This window comes from Helicobacter marmotae, from assembly GCF_003364255.1.
GTDB lineage: Bacteria > Campylobacterota > Campylobacteria > Campylobacterales > Helicobacteraceae > Helicobacter_C > Helicobacter_C marmotae.
In genome coordinates, this window is the sequence record NZ_NXLR01000007.1 from 22218 (window position 1) to 46354 (window position 24137).

Below are 24137 nucleotides of genomic sequence, written 5' to 3' on the forward strand. Positions count from 1 at the left end.
CTAGAGTGAGATTATATAATAAAATTAGACTTTATGGGTGTAATTTACAAAATTATTGTCCCTCTTAGATATAATCCCCATATTCCCATAAACCCAAGTTTAAGCATAAGTAAAGGATAGCAGTGAATCTTGATAGCACACTTTTAAGTCTGTATCACTCCATGCCTTTTGGGGCAAGCTTCCTTGCTGGGATTCTGACTTTTTTAAGCCCTTGCCTCCTCCCGCTTATCCCTCCTTATGTTTCTTATATTTCTGGTGTAAGCATATATGAGCTAGAGCATAATGGCACAAAACATAGGGGGAAGATTGTGCTTACTTCTTTCCTTTTTGTCATTGGATTTGCTTTTGTTTTTATCACTCTTGGCATTTTTGCGGGCTCTATGTTGGGCTCTTTACTTGCCTCTGCTTGGTTACGTTATATCGCAGGGGGTGTGATTATCCTCTTTGGCATTCACTTTCTCTTTCCGTTTAAATTTAGCTTTTTATATAGATATTGGAATCTTAACAATCTCCTTAGTAATCTCAAATTTAGGGAGGGAGCACATACAAGCCTTAGCTTACTCTCTCCCTTTGTGCTAGGGGTAGGCTTTAGTATTGGCTGGAGCCCATGTGTGGGTCCAATCCTTGCTTCAATCCTCACCCTCTCTGCCTCTCAAGCAAATATAGCATTCTACCTTATGCTAAGCTATTGTGCGGGGTTGGGCTTGTGCTTTATGCTCGTTGGTATTTTTATTGATACAAGCCTATATTTTCTTAAAAAACTCACCGCATTTTTACGCTTTGTGGAAGTCATCTCTGGCGTGCTCCTTATGCTTATTGGCGTGCTTATTATTATGCAAAAAACAGACTTTTTACTTTTATAATGCTGCTAAAGGACTACTATGCTTTTTAAAAATGCGACACTCTGTGATTATCAAGGGATAAGAGAGGGCGACTTGCGCGCTGAAAATGGCGTTATCACGCAAATAGGCTCACTTTCTGCCAAAAATAATGAAGAAGTCATTGATTTACAAAATAAACTCCTCCTCCCGGCTATGATTGATTTAAATGTATCACCTAAAAGCCTCTCCCTTTGTGTAAAAAACCTCCTCTCACTTGCGCAAAAAGCCCTAAAAGGCGGTATAGGAAGTATGCTCCTTTACCCACACACTACCCCCGCCTGTAATGAAAGCGGCACTATTGAGCTTATTAAAAGCCTCAATGCACAATCCCCTATCCACCTCCTGCCCGCTATTAGCCCCATTAATGCAGAGCATAAGCTTATTGATGTAAGCACCTTGCACAGCAGTGGCGGGCGGGCAATCTTTGCACGAAGTGATATGAATGCCCATACGCTAATAAGCATTGCCCAATATGCGCAAATGCTAGATATTCCCCTTATATGCTTCTGTCAAGATAAAACTTTGAGTGAGGGGGTTATGAATGAGGGGCTTTTAAGCGCTTCTCTTGGCTTACCCTCAATCCCTGCATATAGTCAAACCAAAGAAGTAGCCAAAATCGCTGAAATGCTTAAAGACTTCCCCATTAAGCTTATTTTTGACACACTTACATATCCTCGTAGCCTAGAGATACTTCATCACTTTAAGGATTCTTACCCCATGCAAGCGGCATTTTTCGCTCAAAGCTCCATTCACCACCTTATCCTTAATGAAAGCCTATGTGAGGGCTATAACACCGCTGCTAAAATTAACCCCCCACTTGTAGATGAAACACAGAGGGCACAAATGCTAAAAGATTTAGAGCATAATAAAATACAGCTTCTTACAAGCCTCCAATGTGCGGACTTTAAGTCAAAAAAGGACCAAGTGTTTGAGTTAGCAAGCTTTGGCATAGACGCACTTGAAGTGTATTTCTCACTCCTTTATACGTATCTCTATAAAGAGCACAATATCCCCTTAGAGCTTATATCAAAGCTCACAAGCTATATGCCCGCACAGATTCTAAAACTCAATAAGGGTGCATTAAATGAGGGGAAAATCGCTGAGCTTATCATCGTAGATCCTAAGGCGCATTTTTACTTTAATGATAATTTCTCGCCCTATAATGGACATAAGCTCTATGCGAAAGTAGAAGCCCTACTTTCACATCAAACACTTCATTATTTGCCCTAATTCACCCTAAACTTGCCATCAAAGGAGGATTTATGCAAGATATGCAAACACATTTCTTAGGCTATATGCCCCAACTTGAACAGCTTGGTATCGCCCTTACAAAAGCTTTTCTTATCCTTGTGCTAGGCTATTATGTATCACGTTTCATACGCACGAAAGTCTCTAAAGCCATTGCAAAAAGAGATGAAATATTAGGACGTTTTATCTCTCAAGTGATTTTTATCCTCTCTCTTGTGGTGATGATTATTGCCGCGCTTGGTACTATTGGCGTGCAGACAAATTCCATTATCGCCGTGCTAGGCACAGCAGGCGTGGCTATCGCACTAGGACTTAAAGATTCCCTCTCATCTGTGGCAAGTGGGATTATACTTATTATCCTCCGCCCATTTAAAAGGGGAGATTTGATAGAAATTAGCGGTATGACAGGCAATGTGGAGGCTATTAATCTTTTCACAACAGAATTGCGCTTAACCGATGGCAAGTTTGCCATTATCCCTAATAGCAATATCGCTAAAGCAAATATCATTAACACGACCTTTAATGACCAAAGGCGCATAGAGCTACTTATTGGAGTGGGCTATCAAAGTGATGTAGAATCTGTTAAAAAAATTATCGCTGATATATTGCAAAGCACCCCCGAAGTGGATTTGGGGCAGTCTCATTTTATTGGCTTAACTGAATTTGGCGCAAGCTCGCTAAATTTCACACTGCGTTTTTGGGTAAAACTTGAATATGGCATTATCAACACACAAAGCAAAGTCTTAGAATCTATCAAGGCAGCTTTAGATGAAAATGGCATTGAGATTCCATACAATAAGCTTGATATTAATATCACAAAGGCAAGTTAATGCTGCAAATCTTTGGTGCGGGGCTAGTTTTTAAGTGTGATGAAAATTTTAGCATTATCCATAATGGTGCTATTGCCTTTGAAGAGGGGCAAGATAGTATCATTAAGGTAGGAGATTATAAGGAGCTTTGCGCACTCTATCCGCACGCTCAAAGGACTTTCCTCCCCAATGGAGTACTGCTCCCCGCACTCATTAATGCACACATACATTTTGAATTCGGTGCGCATTTTGCAGAATTTAGCTATGGCGATTTTGGCGTATGGCTTGATAGCCTTATGCAAAAAAGAGATGCGCTTTTAGGAGATGGTATAGAATCTATAATCACCCAAGGTATCAAAGAGCAAGTAGAGGCAGGAGTAGGCAGTGTAGGGGCTATAAGCAGCTATGGGAATGATATGCTCCCCCTTGCCAAAAGCCCTTTAAGAGTAGTGTATTTCAATGAAGCCATAGGCAGTAATCCAAGTGCCATTGACTTTCTTTATAAAAATCTCATCTCTCGCCTAGAAGAATCAAAGACTCTTGCCTCAAGTCGCTTTATACCCGCACTTGCCTTGCATTCACCCTACTCCCTTCACCCCATTATGGCACAAAAGCTTATCACTATAGCCACACAAGAGAATTACCCTTTAAGTGCGCATTTTTTAGAATCTTCCCATGAGAGAGAGTGGCTTACGCAAAGTAGTGGCTACTTTAAGGGCTTTTTCCAAAGGCTTGCCGGCTTAGAAAGTCTAAAAAGCTTCTATACACCACAAAGCTTTTTAGAAATGCTCTCCCCCATTAAACATCTCTCACTCACACACTGCCTTTATATCACAGAAGAAGAAGCAAGGCTTATAGACAAATTAGGAGGAGCTATCATTACCTGCCCTAGAAGTAATCGCCTCTTAAATAACCGCTTTTTTCCCCATAAGCTCATTAGGCATACAGATATTCCCTTAGCCATTGGTACAGATGGAAAAAGCTCAAATAATAATGTCAATCTCCTAGATGAGCTAAGAGCGAGCCTTTATGCCTACCCTAATGAAGATATGAACAAACTTGCTTGCAGGCTGATTTTAAGCGCTACACTCTATGGAGCGAAGGCTTTAGGGCTAAATAATGGCACATTACAGGAGGGTAAAAGTGTGGATTTTGCACTTTTTGACTTTATAAAGCCACTTGTTAGCCAAGGTGAAGCTCTCTCCCGCTCTGCACTGCACTTTATCCTACACTCTCAAAAGCCCTCGCGTCTCTATATCAACACAAAGGCTGTCTTATGAATACCCCAAAGAGTATATTGTTTGTGTGCTTAGGGAATATATGCCGCTCGCCATTGGCTGAAGGTATCGCACGCGATATTGCCACAAAGCATAATCTCAATCTCAAGGTAGATTCCGCAGGGACAAGCGGCTGGCATATTGATGAAGCACCATGTGCGGGCTCACGCAATATAGCTAAAAAGCATGGCATTAATATAGATATACTCAAAGGCAGACGCATTAATGTATATGCTGATTGTGGCTTTGATCTCATAATAGCCCTTGATAGACATAATTATGCAGACCTGCTTTCACTTGGCTTTGAGAAAAAGAAGCTAAAAAAGCTTGGTGAGTTTGGGCTAAAGGGCGCAGATATTCCCGACCCGTATAAATATAAAGATGAAGAAGGCTTTGAACAAATCTATCAAATGATACACCTTTGCGTGCATAATCTACTCTCTATACACTATCCCGTGATAGAATCCCCGCATTCTTAGCTCCCCAAAAATATAGGAGATAAATATAAAAATGATAGGAGAAAAAATGATAACCCTCTATGGCATTAAAACTTGTGGCAGTGTGAAAAAGGCTATCACACTTTTAGATAAACACAGCATTCCCTTTGATTTCATTGACCTAAAAACCCACTCCCTGCAAGATTCCCTAATACAATCTTGGATAAAGCAAAAGGGTATTGCTATCGTGTTAAATAACAAGGGCACTACATATAAAAAGCTTAAAAAAGAGGGCATAATCACAGATGAGCAAACTGACATAAAAGCACAAATATCCCTCCTTAAGCAATACCCACTCCTCCTTAAACGTCCTATCATCACCGCCCCAAATACCCTAATCATTGGCTATGATGAATCGGGCATACTTGAGCTTATACAAACATATCAAAACCAAAGATTCTAAGAGGCATAATGAAAGCTTTTCACTTTATTGCTATATGTGCTTTGCTGATTATCTTCAATGCTTGTGCGCCTAAGGTCATTCCTAGCACACAAGTAAAAGACTTAGTGCAATTACCTCAAGATGCGCTTTTTTACCTCGAAGATTCTATGCTGGAGGATAAGGCAGATGAGCCAGAAAGTAAAAAGGCTCTGCAAAAACTCAAAAACGACTATTTGCAGAAGTATTACTCCCCATGGCAGGAAAAGCCAAACCCCAATGTCAATGAAGTATTTTGGATTAAGCCCTCTTTGATTAAAGCCCCCGGATTCGGAGAGCATTTGCAAAAAAATCCGCTCTCTTACACAGAAGAGATTTTAGAATCTATGCAGATTGAATCTTATCCCAAGCTTAACGCAAAGGCGATTATTACCACAACCACTCATGTCCGTGCTGTGCCCACTCTAAAGCCTATGTTTAACAAAGCAAATGGCTATCCATTTGATAGATGGCAAAACTCGCTTATTTTTGCCAATACACCAGTGTTAATCACTCATATAAGCCAAGATAAGGCATGGGTGCATATACAATCTAGCTTTGTATATGGCTGGATACAAAGTGCGCATGTAGGTATTATCGAAGAGTCTCAAATAAAGGCATTGCAAGCCCTTAAAGACTATGCTACACCCATTAAAGATAATATCCCCCTCTATGATGCTCAAAATGACTTTGTAATGTATGCCCGCATTGGGCAGCTTTTCCCCATTAAGCATAAAGATGGCACAAAGCTTACACTTATCCACTATAGTCGCCTCCCTAATGGCAAGCTAAAGCAAGAGCTGATATACGCCCCAAAAGAGATGTTTGCTCCCTTTCCGCTTAAGTTAAATCCCCAAAATATCGCCCATAGCATTAATGCGATGATAGGGCAACGATATGGCTGGGGTGGCTTACTTGAAAATCGCGATTGCTCAGCCTTTATACGCGATATTTTCACCCAATATGCCCTGCACCTCCCTCGTAACTCAAAAGCACAAGTGCAATATGGGCAAAATAGTATCGATTTAAGCAAATTTAATCGCAAGCAAAAAGAAGCATTTATCATCGCTAATGCCACACCTTATCAAAGCATACTATGGCAGAATGGGCATATTATGCTCTATCTTGGGCACTTTCAAGGCAGAGTGATAATCGCCCATAGTGCATGGAGTGTAACAAGCGGCAAATATTATGAAAATATGCTAGGTGGAGTAGTAATCACCTCTCTTTATGCAGGAGGAGAGCATAATGGAATCTTTGCCAAATCGCCATTATTGATTGATAAAATCCAAGCAATGTCTAACCTCTCAAATATCGCAAATAAAATAGTGGAAAGCAAATGAAATGCTACAAAATCCTTAGCCTACTCTGCCTCCTGTGTTATTATGTGCAATCTGCACCTATTAAAGTGCTTGTGAGCGTCCTCCCTCAAAAGGAAATGCTAGAGCTTATTGGTGGAGAGCATATAGAAGTGGAAGTGTTAATCCCACCTGCAAAGTCCCCTGAAATCTATGAGCCCAATATAGAGCAAATGAAGCATATTGCGAAAGCACAAGTATTCTTTGGCGTGGGTATGCCCTTTGAAGCAACTTGGCTTAAACGTTTTACACACATAAACCCCACACTTATTTATCACAATCTATCAAACCCCACAAATGCACATAATCACAGCCATAACCCACATATTTGGCTCTCCGCACAAAGTGTGCAGCCTCAAATTAGCCTTATCTCATCACTCTTAAGTCGCATAGACCCACTCCATGCAGAGGCATTTAAACAAGCTAGCACAAAGCTTCTTAGCAAGCTAGAGCGTATCACGCAGCAAACGCATACACTCTTTGCCCAACCCATAGCACAAAAGCATTTCATCACTTATCACCCTGCCTTTGGGGAATTTGCTAGAGATTTTGGCTTATATGAATATAGCTTTGAGCATGATGGGAAAGAGCTAAAAGCCCAAGGGCTTAATCAACTCCTCACTCACATTAAAGAAAAACATATCAAAGTGATTTTTACCCAGCCTCAATTTGCCTCTTCGCGCATTCAAAGCTTTGCTAATGCTTTAAATCTCCGCATCCTTAGCCTTGATCCACTCTCTCAATCATGGCTTCTCTCACTTCAAAGTAATGCCTGCCAGATAGCCTTTTCTCTTGCTTTAGATGAGGTATCTAGCTGTATGCAAACATATTTTAAAGACTAATTATGCTTTTAGATGTAAAAAACCTCTGCTTTGCCTATGCTAAAACAAATGTATTAGAAAATGTGTGCTTTAGTATGCAAGAGGGGGAGTTTTGGGCAATTATTGGACCAAATGGTGGAGGCAAAAGCACATTTATTAAGCTCCTCTTAGGCTTATTAAAGCCCCAAAGTGGGGAGATTCACTTCACTTCATCTCTGCAGAAAAGCCAGATAGGCTATGTCCCGCAAAATACCAACCACAATCTCAACTTCCCCATTCGCGTTGAAGATGTAATCGCGCTAGGCTTGCTTAAACCTCAGAGCTTAGGCTTTAAGATTGGCAAACATAAGGCAAAGATACATCACATTATGGAGGAGCTATCTCTCACTCATCTTGCCAAAAAGCCCCTATACGCCCTCTCCGGGGGCGAGAGGCAAAAGGTGCTTATCGCGCGTGCCATTGTCAATGATATTAAACTGCTTATCCTTGATGAACCCACTGCAAATGTAGATGTCAAAGCACAAAAAGATATATATGACTTACTTATAAAGCTAAATAGCACTCTAGGCATAATCGTTATAAGCCATGATATTACCCTTACCTTAGGCTATGCAAGCAAGGTTTTATATATCAATAAATATGCCATTAGCCATAATGTCCCACCCTGTGAGATTCACAATACAGGGCATATTTGTGAAATTGATCTGCTCACTTCCTTTGGGCAAAATCCTGCCATTAGCACTAAAGATTCCATTAAAGATATACTGAGAGTTTCATCTGGGCATTCTGCTATCAGTTCCCCCATAGATTCCCCTGTGTCTTACCCTCCCTCTAAGCCCACACAAGGTAAATAAATGGCTGAATTATTTTCATATCAATTTGTATGGATGGGGCTATTTATGTCCTTTCTTGTGAGTATTTGTGCGGGGATCATTGGCTCTATCATCGTGGCAAATAAAAATGTCTTTGTCGCTGGAGGTGTAGCCCATAGTGCCTTTGGTGGCGTGGGCTTGGCGCTATTTTGTGGCTTTAGCACAACACTTGGGGCTATGCTTTTTGGCGTTATTATGGCGCTATTTCTTGCTTATGCGTTTTTATACCAACAAGAACGCCTTGATGCGTATGTGGGGGCTAGCTGGGCTTTAGGTATGGCAATAGGTGTAATCCTTATTGACATAACTCCCGGATACAATAATGACATCTCAAGCTATCTCTTTGGCTCACTGCTTGCTGTAAGCTTTGGGGATATGCTTTCTATGATGTGCTTTGATGTATTTTTAATTGGCTTTATCGCTTTATATTATTATGAGATATTAGCCTTATTTTATGATAGTGAGTTTTGCACGCTTAAGGGCTTAAATGTCTATGTTTGGACAAGCATTATCTTTGTGTGCATTGCCATAGGGGTAGTACTCTCAATGAGTGTTGGCGGGCTCATTTTAGTTTTAGCCATTCTCTCCATCCCCGCATATATAGCCAATCTCTTCTGCCATAGCCTTGCTATGATGATGTGCTTCTCTTGGCTTATTTCACTTACTTTTATGTGGGCAGGATTCTTTGTAGCCTATTGGTGTAATGTAAGCATTGGAGCGTGTATCGTAGTGCTTCTTAGCCTTGCTATGGGCATTGCTATAATAATCCACAAATACACAAGGAGTGCAAAATGAAAGAAGAAGAAAGTTCAAAAATCGCCAAAAGGGCTGTGAAAATCGCATTATTTTGCGTTTTTACTACATTGCTTTTAAGCCTTATCACACTTTATGTGCTTATTAACCAAATTACCGCCACAGCCGCGATGAGCAAAGAAATTAAAACCTTGCAAGAGCGCTTAAATACCAGTGAAAACAAAAGCCAGCAATAGTATGATTATATCTAGCGGGAGCGTAGCGAGCGAAGAATCTTTGCTAAATTCACCAGCGACTCCACCTCTTTGCCATCACAAACCCCTGCAAGAGGGTGAAGAATTGCTGTTAGAATTGTTGGATTCATTGTCATATCTTTGGGCTTCAGCCCTGAAGAATTGCTGTGGGCTTTCTAGTAAAGGCTGTTAGTTTGTCATGTCTAAAGCTTGAGAATCAAGCGAAGAATTGCTTTTAGAATTGCTAGAAACTCTGCCACTATTGTCATTCTGAGGCTTTGTAAAAGCCGAAGAATCTCTTTTAGCGACTAGTGACTCAGGTAGAGATTCTTCGGTTGGGCTTTGCCCGCCCGCGAGACATGACAAAATAACGGAGTCGCTGGTAATTCGGGCGAAGTTTCTTCACAATGCTTGGAATGACAAACTAATTTCCTTTGTAAGGTAATTTTGTCTTGCAGATTGGACTTATTGTCATTCTGAGCCTGCATAGCAGGCGAAGAATCTCTGTTAGAATTGCTAGAAACTCTGCCACTATTGTCATTCTGAGGGAGTGGTAATGACCGAAGAATCTCTGCAAGAATCACTAGTCGTGCCTTTTGGTGTTTTTGAAAACAATTCTTCGCCCTTTATTGGGGGCTTGGAATGACAAACTAACTGCCTTTCTAGTGTTCTGTTAAGGAGTCTTTAGTAGATAAGAGAGATTCTTCGGTCGGGCTCTGCCCTCCCTCAGAATGACAAACTTGGCTACCCGCAAGGGAAATTATTTTGTCATTCTGAACCCCTGCAAGGGGTGAAGAATCTCTGTGGGCTTTCTAGTGATTCGGGCTGAGATTCTTCGCTACGCTCAGAATGACAAAATAACTGCCTTTCTAGTGATTCTAAAACTTCCAAGATTTGCGGTGGGGCTTTGAGGGTTTTTAGAAAATTTTGGGGGTGAGGCTAGGCTGTGCGCCTGCGAACCCTCAAAATTTTCTAAATCGCTTGAATGCCTACCCAAAGCTGAAGTTTCCCCCCTTTAAACTTCAAGCACCTCATATTTAGGCATACCCCCTATCACCTCCACACTCCTTACACTCATCTCTATCACGCTTAAAAGCAAGTTAAGCGCATATCTCCCGCCTTTTAGCCCAGCTAATGCCCCCTCTTGGCTCACATATAAATTCGGGTCATTAACTATCCCGCTTTTAGTATCAACACTCACTGCATAGCGATCCATTATCCACTCTATCGCACTTTTGCCATTCACTACATATTCATACGCCTTTGGGGGGATATTCACAATAGCAATTTTCTCATTAAAGAGAATAGTATCTGTGATACCTTTTGTGCGAAATTTCAACTTATCTATCCTAAAGTCATTCTCGCCTAGATTCGCTAACTCTGCTGCTGCCATCTCTCTCACATTGTTAGCAAATAGCCCCTTAGCACTCTCTTTTGATTCTCTTAAATCCTTTGCCAAACACGCAAAAGCCCCACAAGGAGCGCTAAAATCGCCCTTTTCTACCCAAGCCTCATAGTTTAAATGCAGGCTTGCTAGCTCCCTCCCTGCTTTCTCAAAGCCAAAAAAGTCTTTCATAAAAGGAATTCTAGGCAGCATCTTGCTCAAATTATCTTTATACTTTGCCTTATAAGTGGGGTGGTTAAGCAAGGCATAAATATAATAAAATATAGAATCTTTGCTTATCTCACAGCGATAAATTGCAGATTCTGCACTCTCGGCTCGGTCATTTAGGCTTACTAAACTCCCTTCGCCTCGAGCTTGAAAAGCTTTGCTTTCTTTAGTAAAACTACAATTTCTCATCTGTGATAAAAGCAAAGTAGAATCCCCTGCATTGCAAGGTGCTTTATACTCTGGGTGAATTTCCCAAAATGCTTTATACACTTCCCTAAATCTAGCTAACGCCTCATCTCTTATCGCGTCTTTGCGGTGATAAAAGCTTGATTGTGGATTATCCTGCATTTGCTTGTATGTAGCCTCACTTATGCCCTTAAGCAAAGCTTCTTCTTTAGAGATTATAGAATCAAGCTCTTCATAATAATAGAGGGGGAAACATTGGGAATTTTGCAAAAGAGCATATTCTATTATATAGCTAGTCATAAGAGCCGAAAATTCTTTATTGCTTCCTCTGCCTACTACACAAATAGTTAAATTTAATAAATTACAACTAGGATACAAGAGGGACATTTTGTAGGTGCTATGAAATAAACTTTTATCATAATATGTTGGCATTTTGCAAAATGGGCGATAAAATGAACTTTGAATCTTTTCAGAATCAAACACAATTCTAAAATTCTTACTATAGCTGCTTTTAAGATTATCTGTCCATTTAATCTTTGTCTCATCCATAATTGGCTGATAACCAGCATCTTGCTCCCTTTTAGCTACCTCCGCATTGTAATTTGCTATCATAAAACGCATATTAGATTCTAGTTCTTTGCGTGAGAAGTTATATATCCAAGAATCGCGATTACTTTTAACACCAGCAGAAAACATTTCAAAAATATCTACATAATCCTCTTGCAAGAGTTCAGAATCTAGCTTATCTTTATTCTTTATATTCTTAAGTGTTTGCAGAGATTTGAGTTTGCTATCAGTATTCCCTATAGGCATAAATGCCATAAAGCTATAATCTCGCTGATTAATCCAATCATAATCTTTATTGGGCTCTATTTTACTCCAAAGCCCTTGCGTATCTAAAGTTTCTATAGACTTAAGGGTGTTTAAAGTATTTAGTTTCTCTTCCCTAGATTTATAATCCCCAATATCATAGTAATAAATTGCTGCTTTGGAATGAGGTACTCCCTTAGAATGGCTCGTCATTTTGTCATTCTGAGCTTGAGAATCAAGCGAAGAATTGCTGTTGGCGACTAGTGATTCGGGTAGAGATTCTTCGGGCATAAAGCCCTCAGAATGACAAAGTAATTTCCCTTGCGGGTAGCAAAGTTTGTCATTCTGAGGGAGTGAAACGACCGAAGAATCTCTCTTAGCGACTAGTGATTCTTTAAGAGATTCTTCGCTTTCTTGTGAAAGCGAAGAATCACAAACTTCGAAAATTTCTGGTGAATCAAATAGCAATTCTTCGCATCCACTTTTAATAAGTAGCACAATAGCCGCAGGTGTCTTAGAGCCCGAATCAAAGAATCCTCCTCCCTCTTTTTTTCTAAGCTCACCTGCTGTTCCTGCATTCCCCCGTAAATTAAAGATATAAATATAGTCAAATTCAGATGCTAAAGACGCCCTAAAGCCATCATCAGTGTTGTTATCAATAAAGCTACCATTTGTGATAAAGCCTATAATCCCTCCGCTCTCACCAATTCTATCGCTACAATAACGTATAGCAAGTTTAAAGCTATCATAACTTGCATTTGTTGTGCTTGTTGCAATAGATTCTTGCTGATAAGTCTCTGCGATTCTTTGCTCTAAATATGGATATTCTGTATTTTGATTATTATCATTGGCACTTTCTTGCCCGGTCGAATATGGAGGATTCCCTACAAAGACTTTAAAATCGGTGTTTTTAAATTCTGTGATTTTTTGATAATTTTTTTTAAAATATTCTCCCTGATAACTCTCACTCTCTCGCTTAGCAATATGCACCTTAAAGCCCTTAGAATCTGGCGTGTAGGTATTAAAAGTGTCGGTAAAAAGGAGATTATCCATAAGGATATAATCTTGCTCTTGTGGATTTGCTTTATCCAAGTCTCCTATGTGGTTAGGGATTTTGTCATTCTTCGCTTGATTCTCAAGCGAAGAATTGCTTTTAGGATTGCTAGAAACTCTGCCACTATTGTCATTCTGAGGGAGTGAAACGACCGAAGAATCTCTGTGGGCGACTAGTGATTCCTTTAGAGATTCTTCGCTTCGCTCAGAATGACAAAGTAACCGCCTTTCTAGTGTTTCTGTTAAGGAGTCTTTAGTAGATAAGAGAGATTCTTCGGTTGGGCTACGCCCGCCCTCGTGATGACAAACTTGGCTACCCGCAAGGGAAATTATTTTGTCATTCTGAACCCCTGCAAGGGGTGAAGAATCTCTTTTAGCGACTAGTGATTCAGAGAGAGATTCTTCGCTTCGCTCAGAATGACAAACTAACGGAGTCGCTGGTAATTCGGGCGAAGTTTCTTCGCAATGCTTAGAATGACAAAAAGGGCTTTGAGAATCATGCAAGTTCATTTCGTTAATGTTTTGGCATTCTAAGGTTGTAGATGAATTTTTGGGGTTGTGTTGCTCAAGTGGAAAGTCTTTGCTTTGCAAAACTGCTTGTGATTCTAAGCTTCTAAGATTTGCGGTGGGGCTTTGAGGGTTTTTAGAAAATTTTGGGGGTGAGGCTAGGCTGTGTGCCTGCGAACCCTCAAAATTTTCTAAATCGCTTGAATGCCTACCCAAAGCTGAAGTTTCCCTAAGTTTTAAAAGACGTTCATGGTAGCTAGCGCTTATATTAATCTGTGCAATGTAATACCCTAAAAGCGTTATTTCATTTGCCCATAGCTCCTTTTTGTATTTTGATTCTAAATTACTATCCAAATAGCCGCTTTGAATTAAGCGCGTGATAAATGTCCCTGTGCCTGTGAAAGGATCACAAATATGCACATTGTTATCACTTAAATTTTTATTAAAATGCTTTTTTAGCGCGTAGGCAATAGAGTGGATAATAAAATCCACACCCTCTAGTGGCGTACAGACGATACCTAGCTTTTGTTGATCCTTTTTAAAGGCTTTTTTAAAGAGTGTATCATAGAGGTTTTTAATGAGATTTTGCTTGCTTTTATCACTCTGGGCAAACTCCGCTCTACTCTTTACATTCATATAAAATTTCTCTAGGCTCTCCCTCTCGGCACCTAAGCCCATAGCTAGGAGCTTTTCATAGAATTTTTCTAGCTCAGCACTCACTTTATCAAAGGTCGCAAAATTCACATGAGGGAAAATATGCTCAAAAATAGGCTTTGTAACGATATGCTGGGCTATAAGGGCGATAGCTTCACTCTCCTCAAAGCTGGCATTTAAGCTATTTTGCAATGATTTACAAAAATGCGTAAAAAGCTTTTTGATATTGGCATTTTCTTGCGTGAGTGTGGTGATCCTTAGACCTAAGCGTTCTATACTATCACCCACATCAGGGGCATAATTCTCCCAATATTGCAAATCACCTAAGTGTTTGGGAATGGCATTGTGCATAGCACTTAGGAGCTCATCTAGCCCAAATAGCCCACCCTCTGGCATATTTGCTTCTTGTGGCATATAAGCTTCCATTAATACTTCATTAATACGTGCTTCATCTACAAGTCGCTCATCGTGGCTTCTTAGGGCTTTTAGGACGTCCCACACGATTTTAAACTTTTTGTTGTTTCTTAATGTGGCGTCATAATTTTGAATTTCTTTTTCACTTAAAAGGATGGGCAAGATAATATAGCCATATTTCTTACCCTCACTCTTGCGTATCGCACGTCCCACAGCTTGGACTATATCCACCACAGAATCCCTCTTATCAAGGAAGCACACAGCATCCAAATTTGGCACATCTATGCCCTCTGTTAGGCATTTGGCATTACTTAGCACTAAGCAGCCCTTGCCCCCATCACTTAGCCACGCAAGTTTCTCAGCCTTCTCATAGGCATTAAATGTGCCATCGATATGCTTTACATCTATCTCCGGGGATACCTTAGGGAAGTGCTCTTCCATAATTTTAGAATCTCTAATAGAGCGGTGGAAGGCTATAGCACGTTTTAAGGGAATGCCATCTTCTTTAAACTCCTCTCTTGTGCCATCGGTGTTAATAAAATGCAAATTTTGCTTTTTAAGCGCGTGGCTTAGGGCTACGTATTTTCCGGTCCGCTCTATGTCTAGGTTTTTGTGCTCATCTAATTTTGATTGCTTTGATAACTCGCTTAGAAATTTGCTTATATATTCTTCACTGATATAGCTTATAACCACGCGAAAATCGCTTAAAAGCCCCTCTTGTATGGCTTGGTAGAACTTTAAATTATAAATTTCACTTCCAAAGAGTTTCTCATCATCCATTGAGAAAAGGAGTAAATCTTGGTCTGTTTTTTTGTTTTTTGCTTCTGGGGAGTAGATTCTGGGTGTGGCGGTGAGGTAGAGGCGGTATTTGGCGTTTAAGAGGGCATTATTATGCGTTTTTTGCCATACGCTTATTTCGCGCTTCTCTCCCTCTCCATCAAGCTTTTGCACGCCTGCGGTGCGATGAGCCTCATCATTAATGATAAACTTAATTTGGTGTTTAAAATATTTTTGCGCCTCTATGAGTACATCTATACTTTGATAGGTAGAGAAGATGATAATTTTGGGGGGTTTTAGATCGCTAGTTTCTTGCTTTAAAGCGTTATTATTTTTAGATACATGGGGGGGGGGGCATAAATTCCTTGTGGTTGGTGTTTTGTGGGATTAGTTGCGCTATTTTATTTGCTAGAGTGAGGGCGTTTGTTGTAGGAGCAATACATAATTCATTACTCTTTGCATCTTCATTATCTATCTTTGAACCTACTTTTTTATCAGAGCATACGGCAAATACTTCATAATGCTTACTTTCACTTTGGGAGAAAAATTCTTTGATTATTTGGTTAGTCAAAGCCAAGCTTGGCGTGAGGAAAAGTGCTATCTCGCCACTTTGGACTATATAATCAATGCTACGAATAGCAAGCAAACTTTTACCCGTGCCACAAGCCATAATAACCTTGCCTCGCTCATTTTCTTGCTCTAAAAAATGGCTTTTAATGGCTTCAAACGCCTCAAGTTGGTGAGGACGTAGCGATTTTTTGCCTTTAATTTGTATGCTATTTTCAATATTATTTAGCTCCAAAGCCTCCCAATTAATACTTAAATTTTGGAGTTCATTATAGCCATAAGCTTGCCCCTTGGCTTTATCGGCGTTTGCATTAGTTTCTAATGCCTTTAACACTTCATTACTTATACCTTTGCAAGTGCAAAAAAGCAGAGATTGAGAAATCTTAATCACTGCATCGCCCTTATTATTAAGAATGCTATTAATGCCTAAAAAATTCTTTACATCACCAAGACTTAACGTATGTTCTGGCTTAAACGCCTTGCACTGCACAGAAATAAACTCATCATTATGGGTCTCAATCATTATATCTATGCCAAAATCAGCTCGATTAATATGATACTTATCGCTAAATTCACTCCATAAATAGACTTTTTTAATATGAAATGTATTTTGCAACACCATTTCCCTTTGCAAAATGGCTTTAATCAACTTCTCAAACTTCTTTCCCTGCTGTGCATTACTTTGCGATTCACTCAATAACGCATTCACCACTTCAGCAAATCCCATAATTTCCTCCATAACTCTCATTCAAAGTAAAGTTTAGCTTTATAGCAAACTTTTATTAACTCCTCGCTTTTTCATATCAAAGTTAATTTATACTCACTACTCACTCAAAAGCCCCACAGAGGCTCTTTGGCTTTGCAAAGCGTGAATATGACAAACTTCTTTGCTTTATAGGTGTTTATTATGTGTGGGTTTCTCTTGCGGGTCAGACTTATTGTCATTCTGAGGGGCTTCAGCCCCGAAGAATCTCTGTGGGCTTTCTGTGAATCATCTCTTTTTGGATTTCTAGTAGATTTTATCCCGTTGTCATTCTGAGGGAGCGTAGCGACCGAAGAATCTCTGCAAGAATCACTAGTCGTGCCTTTTGGTGTTTTTGAAAACAATTCTTCGCCCTTTATTGGGGGCTTAGAATGACAAACTAACTGCCTTTCTAGCGATTCTGTTAAAGAGTCTTTAGTAAATGAGAGAGATTCTTCGGTCGCTCTCACGCCCTCCCTCAGAATGACAAACTTGGCTACCCGCAAGGGAAATTATTTTGTCATTCTGAGCCTGCATAGCAGGCGAAGAATCTCTGTTGGCGACTAGTGACTCGTTAAGAGATTCTTCGCTTCGCTATAGACATGACAAAATAACGGAGTCGCTGGTGATTCGGGCAGAGATTCTTCGCCCTCTGTAATGGGGGCTCTAGACATGACAATAGGATTGGGATTGTCTAGTGGCTTTGTAAAGCAATTCTTTGCCTTCGCTACGTCCGCCCCCAAGAGGAGGTAACCTATCTTACCCCTTAAAATTATGAAGAGCGTTTTTCCAACTTTTGGCGCTGTAGCATTTGCCATAAAATCCACACGACACTTATATCAATCAGCACATCAGCGGCATTAAAAATGGCAAAATCAAACCAATAATGCCAATATATATAATCCACAACACCCCCATGGATAAAGCGGTCAATAATATTTGATACCCCAGCGCCAAGTAAAATACCTAGCGGGGCATAATGTTTGCTAAAAAAATCGCTCCATAAAGCCAAAAAAAGCACTATAGCTAGCAACGCAATTTGCAAATATTTCAAATATTCATCTAAAAAGCTAAACATAGAAAATGCCACGCCCTTATTATAGACAAGCGCCCGCCCGCCTATAGTGAGAGCCTCACTCTCCCACGCAAAGCCCCCAAGCATAATAAACTTGATATATTGGTCAAAGCCCACACTTAGCACAAAAAGCACAAAGGATAGGAAAATCTGGCTTTTTTTGAGATGATACACATACATAAACATAAGCAGAAATTACATACTTAAATGTTGTTGGAAAAATCCAACAAGCTTTTTCACCTGCGAACTAACAAGCTTTTTATCCCTGCCCTCTACTAAGATTCGGAGCTTGTTCTCTGTGCCAGAGTAGCGCACAAGGTGGCGATTTCCACTTTTGCTAATGCTATCTAGCTTCTCTTGCAAGGCGGGGATTTGCTCAAGGGGCTTTTTGTAATTCACTTTAAGATTGACTAGCTCGCTAGGATAAATTTCAAAGGGATTAAGTGCCTTATGTGAATCTTGCTTACTTTGCAATAAAAGTGCCAAAACCTGCAACGCACTGACTAAGCCATCTCCTGTCTTTGCATAATCGCTAAAAATAATATGCCCGCTATTCTCTCCTCCAAAATTTAGCTCATGCTCTTGCATCATATCCCATACATATTTATCACCAACATTACATCGATACAAGCCTATTTGATGAGCCTTGAGGAATTCTTCAAGGGCTAAATTACTCATCAAAGTAGCGACAATGGCATTATTTTTAAGCATATTTCGCTCTTTTTGATACAAAGCCAGCGCACCAATAAGCTTATCACCATTAACAATATTCCCCTCATTATCCACTACAACAAGTCTATCTGCATCACCATCAAGGGCAAATCCCACATCAGCACGATATGTGCGCACTTCTTGAGCTAAGCCTTCAGGGTGCATTGCCCCGCATTGCTTATTAATATTAAAGCCATTGGGCTCATCATTAATAACAATCACATCAGCCCCTAGCTCCCTTAACACCACAGGGGCGACACGATATGCTGCACCATTAGCACAATCACATACAATTCTTAGCCCATGCAAGGTAAGGTGCTTTGGAAAGGAGCTTTTAATATGCACAATATAGCGACCCACGACATCATCAATACGTTTAGAGCTGCCTATATCTTGCCCACTTTTTAGCGCAGCACTTAGGGCATTACTATCATAATAATATGATTCTATACTCTCCTCTTCTTGTGTATCAAGCTTATAACCGCGATGATTGAAAAATTTAATGCCATTATCATCATAAGGATTATGGCTCGCACTGATCATTACCCCTGCATCACAGCGCATATCTTCTGTGAGAAAGGCAACCGCTGGTGTGGGCATAGGACCAATTTGTATTACATCATATCCTACCGATGTAAAGCTAGAGACAAGGGCATTTTCTATCATATAGCCACTGCGGCGGGTATCTTTGCCTACTAAGATTTTATTTGTAAGGGAGTGATTACGAAAGTGTATGCCCGCACTCGCACCTAAAGCAATCACACTTGATGGCGTAATAACCTCTCCTGCACGTCCTCTTACACCATCGGTTCCAAAAAGCTTTGCTCTCTTTTCTTTCATACCCACTCCTTAAAGGCTTTAAACTGCATTTAAATAAACTTTTGGCATGATTTTGCCTTAATTTTTTTTAAAAAGGACTAACAAAGCATGGCAAATCACAAATCCGCGCAAAAACGTATCCGACAAACCAAAACCCGAACTGAACGCAATCGCTACTATAAAACGCGTATTAAAAATATCGTGCGTAACTTGAGAGAAGCGCTCGCTCAAAAAGACCTCCCAAAAGCCCAAGAAGCACTGAAAATTGCCAATAAAGAATTGCATAAATATGTCAGCAAAGGAATTTTAACCAAAAATACTGCCGCAAGAAAAGTATCACGTTTAAATGCGAGTGTGAAAAAAATCGCTCAAGGTGCATAGCACTCTTTTTAATACATAAGTGAGATTTGCAAGTGAGTTTTGAATGCTTGTCGATAAACTAAAGCCCATAGTGGCACGTTATGATGAGATTTCAAACCTCCTCACTTTAGAATCTACCCTCTCTCAAGTCAAGCAGCTCACGCAACTCAGCAAAGAACAAAGCGACATAGAGCCAATCGTACAGAAAGCTAGAAGCTATTTCCTTATCCTCCAACATATCGCAGACAACAAAGCCCTGCTCGAAGATAAAGAATTAGGCGAACTCGCAAAAGAAGAGCTTAAAGAATTAGAAACGCAAAAAAATCTTTTAGAAGAAGAAATTAAAATCTTACTTATCCCTAAAGACCCCAATGATGAGAAAAACATTTATTTAGAAATTCGCGCAGGCACGGGAGGAGATGAAGCGGGGATTTTCGTAGGGGATTTATTTAAGGCATATTGCCGTTATGCAGATTTACAAAAGTGGAAAGTAGAGATTATGAGCTCAAGTGAGAATAATGTAGGCGGCTATAAAGAAATCATCGCCCTTATTAAGGGGCAAGGGGCATATTCTAAGCTCAAATACGAGGGAGGCACTCACCGCGTGCAGCGCGTCCCCGAGACAGAATCTCAAGGTCGTATCCATACTTCAGCCATCACCGTTGCGATTATGCCTGAAGTTGATGATGTGCAAATAGACATTAACCCCAATGACTTAAAAATTGAGGTATTCCGCAGTGGAGGGCACGGGGGACAGAGCGTTAATACTACAGATTCAGCTGTGAGGATTACGCATATCCCCACAGGTATTAGCGTATCTATGCAAGATGAGAAATCCCAGCATAAAAACAAAGACAAAGCCCTTAAGATTCTCAAAGCACGTCTCTATGAAGCTGAGCTTGAAGCACAAAATGCCCAAAATAAAGAAACTCGTAAAACACAAGTAGGAAGCGGGGATAGGAGCGAGAGAATCCGCACGTATAACTACCCACAAAATCGCCTTACAGATCATCGCATTGGCTTAACACTCTATAGTTTAGAGGAAATTATGCTAGGTGGCTTGCTTGATGAAGTGATTAACCCGCTTATTGCCCATGCGCAAAGCCAAGTTATGGGAGCATTAGAATAAATGGCACATAAACCCATTAAGAAAGTGTATTTTTGCGATGGTGCCTTGCAGGGGAAAATCCCTAAAATACTCTCCAAACACTATGAGCTCATATACACGCAAAAAGACCCTGATTATGTATTCTACTCCGTTATGGGAGAGGAGCATATCAATTATAAGGGCATTAGAATCTTTAGCTGCGGTGAGAATGTGCGGGCTGATTTTAACTTTTGTGATTATGCTATTGGCTTTGATTATATGCAATTTGAAGATAGATATTTGCGCTACCCGCTCTATTTGCATAATGAAGAAGAAATGGCAAAAGCTAGCAATAAACACCGCAATATTAATGCTAAGACTCTTAAAAGCAAAACGCGTTTTTGCACTTTTGTAGTAAGTAATGGCAAAGCAGATGAAAAACGCGCACAATTTTTTACCTTTCTCTCTAAATATAAAAAAGTCCATAGCGGTGGAGCTTATCAAAACAACATAGGCAAGCGTGTGAAGGATAAACTTGCCTTTCTCCAAGAGGGGAAGTTTAATATCGCATTTGAGAATTCAAGCACAAATGGCTACACCACTGAAAAGCTAATCCAAGCCCTTGGTGCGCAAACTATACCTATTTATTGGGGAGATACACAAGTAAGCAAACCTTTGGAATCTAATGGCGGTGGCATAAATCCAAGGGCTTTTATCAACTGCCATAATTATGAGAGCTTTGAAGAGATTCTAAAAGTAATCCAATACCTTGATGAAAATGAGCAAGCGTATTTAGATATGCTCTCACAACCAAGCTTCTTAGATGACACACATGAAGTATATTTTGATAATAAGCTTGAATCGTTTTTACTTAATATTTTTAATCAACCCATTGAATTAGCTTATCGTAGAGGTTTTGGGCAATGGCGATGTAATCTTGAAAAACGTTATTGTAAGTTTCAAAAAACTCGCAAAATAAGCAATACCATTGCAAATAGCTTCAAAAAGGTATTCAAACCATTTAAATTATGCTATCAATGGCTAAAATAGCACATAAAGCCATCCCATATAGCCTCTTTAAGAATCCAAACCCCCCTCTTGCTATTCCAAGCAAAAGCATTCACACCCCCAACTCTAAGTCGCAACAAAGTTTGTCAATTTCAAAAAACAAAACGCTAAAGATTCTTATCAAGATGCTTTTAAAGTGTAGAATCGCCTTTATTGGCAATTCACGCATTCTATCGTTCTATCCATTACTTGCTCTTGGGCATCTGGACTTTGAGAGCGCAAATAATATGTGCTTTTTAGCCCTAATTTCCACGCGAGCATATAAATATCATTCAATATTCCACCGCTTACTTTATCAAGCCTCATAAAAATATTTATGCTCTGCCCTTGGTCTATCCATTTTTGACGCACTGCAGCGGCTTTGATAATTAAAGTCTGGTCAATATCGTATGCTGATACATAGTATTTCCATGTATCAAGATTCAAATGAGGCACAACCGCAGGGATAAGCCCACTTAAATTTTCTTCATACCATTTCTTGCGATATGCTGGCTCGATAGTCTGCGTAGTGCCTACCAAAATGCTAATTGAACTCGTAGGGGCAATCGCCATAAGATAGCCATTTCTCATACCTTGCTTTTTTACCTTTGCCCTTAAGCCCTCCCAATCACAATGATCCGAAAAGAGCCCTCCCCTATCCACAAGCTTTAAAGTCTCTTTATTTGCCAAATCTATGGGGAAAATCCCCTTGCTCCAATTACTTCCCTCAAATTGAGGATACACTCCCTTTTCAGCCGCGAGGTTTGAGCTTGATTCAATCGCATAGAAGCTAATAAACTCCATAATCTCATCGATCTTACACAAATGCTCATCGCTCCCCCAGACAATGCCCGCCCTTGCTAGCATTTCAGCCTCACCCATTATGCCTAAGCCAATCGCACGATTACGCAAATTGGTAACCTTAACCTTACGATTAGGATAGAAATTAAGCTCAATGACATTATCAAGCATTCTTATAGCAATAGGCAACACTCGCTCTATATCTTCTTTTGTGTGAATCTTGCTTAAATTCACACTTGCTAGATTGCATACCGCTGTATCTCCGCCTTGTGGGCTGCGAGAAGTCATAAAAACTCTCTTGCCACCAATAGAATCTATACTTGTGATTTTCTTTGCCTCTTTAGTAATGCCATTATCAAGCAAAACCTTATCACCCTCATTATATATGCTTTTTGAGCCATCTTCAAACTCCACTTCCACTACATAATGATTAGGGCTTGTGTTTTGAAAAATCTCTGTGCAGAGGTTTGAACTTCTAATAATACCTGCATGCGCATTAGGATTAGCACGATTTGCATTATCTTTAAAGCACAAAAAGGGCAAACCGGTTTCAAAATAATTCATCAAAATCTTTTTCCACAAGTCTTTTGCCAAAACACGAGACTTTAAAATAGCATCTGATTGCTCATACTCTATGTATTTTTTCTCAAATTCCTCTCCATAGAGCTCTGTAAGCTCTGGGCATTCATAAGGGTCAAAAAGTGTCCAAAAATCATTTGCCAAAACGCGTTTCATAAATAAATCACAAATCCATATCGCAGGGAATAAATCATGTGTGCGTCTTCGCTCTTCACCGCTATTTTTACGCAAATCAATAAAGTCATTAATATCGTTATGCCATATCTCCAAATAAGTAGCAATCGCTCCTTTACGCGTACCTAGCTGATCTACGGCAATAGCCACATCATTTGCAATCTTCAAAAATGGCACAACCCCACCCGCAGCATTTTTATGCCCATCAATATAGCTTCCTAACCCTCTCACGCGGCTAAAATCCCAGCCTATACCACCACCATATTTACTTAAAAGCGCCATTTCCTTATAGGCGTCAAAAATCCCCTCGATATTATCTGGTGTGCTTCCAATAAAGCAAGAGCTTAGCTGATGTCGTGGTGTCCTTGCATTTGCTAATGTCGGGGTAGCACATATCACTTCAAACTTTGAAATCATGTCATAAAACTTCACCGCCCAGCCATTGCAATCACGCTCATTTTGAGCCAAAAACATCGCAATAGCCATAAACATATGCTGAGGCAATTCAATGGGGTGATTATGAGAATCTTTCAATAAATACCTATCATAAAGCGTTTTAATACCCAAATATGTAAATTGCAAATCACGTTCGGGCTTGATATGAGAATCTAAAAAATTCAAATCATATTTTTCTTTCAAACCAGATACAAGTCTGCCCTCTTTTTCGCCTTGTATAAAGTAATCTTCAAGTTTTTTATATCCTGTCCAGCCTGTTACTTTATGATATAAGTCATATAAAAACAATCGAGCCGCTACAAATGTCCAGTTAGGAGTATGCACATCTATCTTATCCGCTGCAGTTTTAATAAGTGTTTGCTGAATTTCCTCAGTTGTAATCTTATCCTTAAAAAGAATCTTTGCATCTACTTCTAGCTCACTCTGACTCACCCCTTCTAGTCCCTCCACGGCTGCATGAGTGTGTTTTTGTATTTTTGCAATATCGAGCGGTTCAATGCGCCCATTTCTTTTTGTAACCGTAATCGTATCTAGCATAC

23 protein-coding genes are annotated in these 24137 nt (G+C 40.0%); 14 read left to right on the forward strand and 9 right to left on the reverse strand.

The annotated features are described in order from the left end of the window. Positions 1 to 122: 122 nt before the first annotated feature. Genes CQA63_RS04825 through CQA63_RS04875 form a run of 11 tightly spaced genes read left to right on the forward strand, consistent with a single transcriptional unit; the run spans position 123 to position 9170 of the window. Entirely contained in the window at positions 123 to 863 is a 741-nt protein-coding gene (locus tag CQA63_RS04825) for a cytochrome c biogenesis CcdA family protein (RefSeq protein WP_104699679.1), read from the forward strand. Positions 864 to 881: 18 nt separating this feature from the next. Then, entirely contained in the window at positions 882 to 2111 is a 1230-nt protein-coding gene (locus CQA63_RS04830; protein WP_104699680.1) for a metal-dependent hydrolase, read from the forward strand. A gap of 32 nt (positions 2112 to 2143) precedes the next feature. Further along, a complete protein-coding gene (gene mscS / locus CQA63_RS04835) occupies positions 2144 to 2959 on the forward strand; it encodes a small-conductance mechanosensitive channel MscS (RefSeq protein WP_104699681.1) in 816 nt (271 codons plus the stop codon). Beyond that, complete coding sequence (gene mqnF, locus CQA63_RS04840; protein ID WP_104699682.1) at positions 2959 to 4218, forward strand: aminofutalosine deaminase family hydrolase; 1260 nt, start codon at positions 2959 to 2961, stop codon at positions 4216 to 4218. Before mscS ends, mqnF begins: the two co-directional genes overlap by 1 nt. Beyond that, positions 4215 to 4694: a low molecular weight protein-tyrosine-phosphatase gene (locus tag CQA63_RS04845; protein WP_104699683.1), complete on the forward strand. Its 480-nt coding sequence runs from the start codon at positions 4215 to 4217 to the stop codon at positions 4692 to 4694. Before mqnF ends, CQA63_RS04845 begins: the two co-directional genes overlap by 4 nt. A 46-nt stretch (positions 4695 to 4740) precedes the next feature. Next, entirely contained in the window at positions 4741 to 5115 is a 375-nt protein-coding gene (locus tag CQA63_RS04850) for an arsenate reductase family protein (RefSeq protein ID WP_104699684.1), read from the forward strand. 8 nt (positions 5116 to 5123) lie between these two features. Next, positions 5124 to 6473, forward strand: coding sequence for an SH3 domain-containing C40 family peptidase (locus tag CQA63_RS04855; protein WP_104699685.1), 1350 nt, complete (start codon positions 5124 to 5126; stop codon positions 6471 to 6473). Next, on the forward strand, positions 6470 to 7330 hold the full coding sequence (locus CQA63_RS04860) for a metal ABC transporter solute-binding protein, Zn/Mn family (protein ID WP_104699686.1): 861 nt from the start codon (positions 6470 to 6472) through the stop codon (positions 7328 to 7330). Before CQA63_RS04855 ends, CQA63_RS04860 begins: the two co-directional genes overlap by 4 nt. Positions 7331 to 7332: 2 nt before the next feature. Continuing rightward, positions 7333 to 8163 (forward strand): metal ABC transporter ATP-binding protein, encoded by an 831-nt coding sequence (locus tag CQA63_RS04865; protein WP_104699687.1) that lies wholly within the window; start codon positions 7333 to 7335, stop codon positions 8161 to 8163. After that, positions 8164 to 8976, forward strand: a complete 813-nt coding sequence (locus CQA63_RS04870) for a metal ABC transporter permease (protein WP_104699688.1) — start codon at positions 8164 to 8166, stop codon at positions 8974 to 8976. Beyond that, complete coding sequence (locus CQA63_RS04875) at positions 8973 to 9170, forward strand: DUF5408 family protein (protein WP_104699689.1); 198 nt, start codon at positions 8973 to 8975, stop codon at positions 9168 to 9170. Before CQA63_RS04870 ends, CQA63_RS04875 begins: the two co-directional genes overlap by 4 nt. Positions 9171 to 9356: 186 nt before the next feature. On the opposite strand, the gene CQA63_RS09790 is transcribed toward CQA63_RS04875, so the two are convergent. The 8 genes from CQA63_RS09790 to glmM all read right to left on the reverse strand — a co-directional run bounded on the left by CQA63_RS09790 (position 9357) and on the right by glmM (position 19115). Beyond that, on the reverse strand, positions 9357 to 9533 hold the full coding sequence (locus CQA63_RS09790; RefSeq protein WP_170128373.1) for a hypothetical protein: 177 nt from the start codon (positions 9531 to 9533) through the stop codon (positions 9357 to 9359). Continuing rightward, entirely contained in the window at positions 9476 to 9751 is a 276-nt protein-coding gene (locus CQA63_RS09445; protein ID WP_147288727.1) for a hypothetical protein, read from the reverse strand. The genes CQA63_RS09790 and CQA63_RS09445 overlap by 58 nt, the downstream gene beginning before the upstream one ends. A gap of 184 nt (positions 9752 to 9935) precedes the next feature. Continuing rightward, a complete protein-coding gene (locus tag CQA63_RS10400) occupies positions 9936 to 10058 on the reverse strand; it encodes a hypothetical protein (RefSeq protein WP_280524191.1) in 123 nt (40 codons plus the stop codon). 124 nt (positions 10059 to 10182) lie between these two features. Beyond that, complete coding sequence (locus CQA63_RS10215) at positions 10183 to 15465, reverse strand: type ISP restriction/modification enzyme (protein ID WP_115511832.1); 5283 nt, start codon at positions 15463 to 15465, stop codon at positions 10183 to 10185. A 49-nt stretch (positions 15466 to 15514) separates the two neighbouring features. Continuing rightward, positions 15515 to 16486 carry a restriction endonuclease gene (locus tag CQA63_RS04885; RefSeq protein WP_233706679.1) on the reverse strand — a complete coding sequence of 324 codons (972 nt, stop codon included), beginning with the start codon at positions 16484 to 16486 and terminating at the stop codon, positions 15515 to 15517. Between the two features lie 92 nt (positions 16487 to 16578). Further along, positions 16579 to 16995, reverse strand: coding sequence for a hypothetical protein (locus tag CQA63_RS04890; RefSeq protein WP_147288728.1), 417 nt, complete (start codon positions 16993 to 16995; stop codon positions 16579 to 16581). A 266-nt stretch (positions 16996 to 17261) separates the two neighbouring features. After that, complete coding sequence (gene lspA / locus CQA63_RS04895) at positions 17262 to 17750, reverse strand: signal peptidase II (protein WP_233706678.1); 489 nt, start codon at positions 17748 to 17750, stop codon at positions 17262 to 17264. A gap of 9 nt (positions 17751 to 17759) precedes the next feature. After that, positions 17760 to 19115, reverse strand: a complete 1356-nt coding sequence (gene glmM / locus CQA63_RS04900) for a phosphoglucosamine mutase (protein WP_104700723.1) — start codon at positions 19113 to 19115, stop codon at positions 17760 to 17762. An 87-nt stretch (positions 19116 to 19202) separates the two neighbouring features. On the opposite strand from glmM, the gene rpsT reads away from it, so the two are divergent. From rpsT to CQA63_RS04915, 3 genes are read left to right on the forward strand one after another with little or no spacing between them, the layout of a single operon-like run. Continuing rightward, positions 19203 to 19475 carry a 30S ribosomal protein S20 gene (gene rpsT / locus CQA63_RS04905; protein WP_104700722.1) on the forward strand — a complete coding sequence of 91 codons (273 nt, stop codon included), beginning with the start codon at positions 19203 to 19205 and terminating at the stop codon, positions 19473 to 19475. Between the two features lie 43 nt (positions 19476 to 19518). Continuing rightward, positions 19519 to 20583, forward strand: coding sequence for a peptide chain release factor 1 (gene prfA, locus CQA63_RS04910; protein WP_104700721.1), 1065 nt, complete (start codon positions 19519 to 19521; stop codon positions 20581 to 20583). Continuing rightward, entirely contained in the window at positions 20584 to 21591 is a 1008-nt protein-coding gene (locus tag CQA63_RS04915; protein WP_104700720.1) for a glycosyltransferase family 10 domain-containing protein, read from the forward strand. Between the two features lie 168 nt (positions 21592 to 21759). Here CQA63_RS04915 and CQA63_RS04920 read toward each other — a convergent pair whose 3' ends face one another. Further along, positions 21760 to 24135: a ribonucleoside-diphosphate reductase subunit alpha gene (locus CQA63_RS04920; protein ID WP_104700719.1), complete on the reverse strand. Its 2376-nt coding sequence runs from the start codon at positions 24133 to 24135 to the stop codon at positions 21760 to 21762. Between the last annotated feature and the right edge of the window lie 2 nt (positions 24136 to 24137).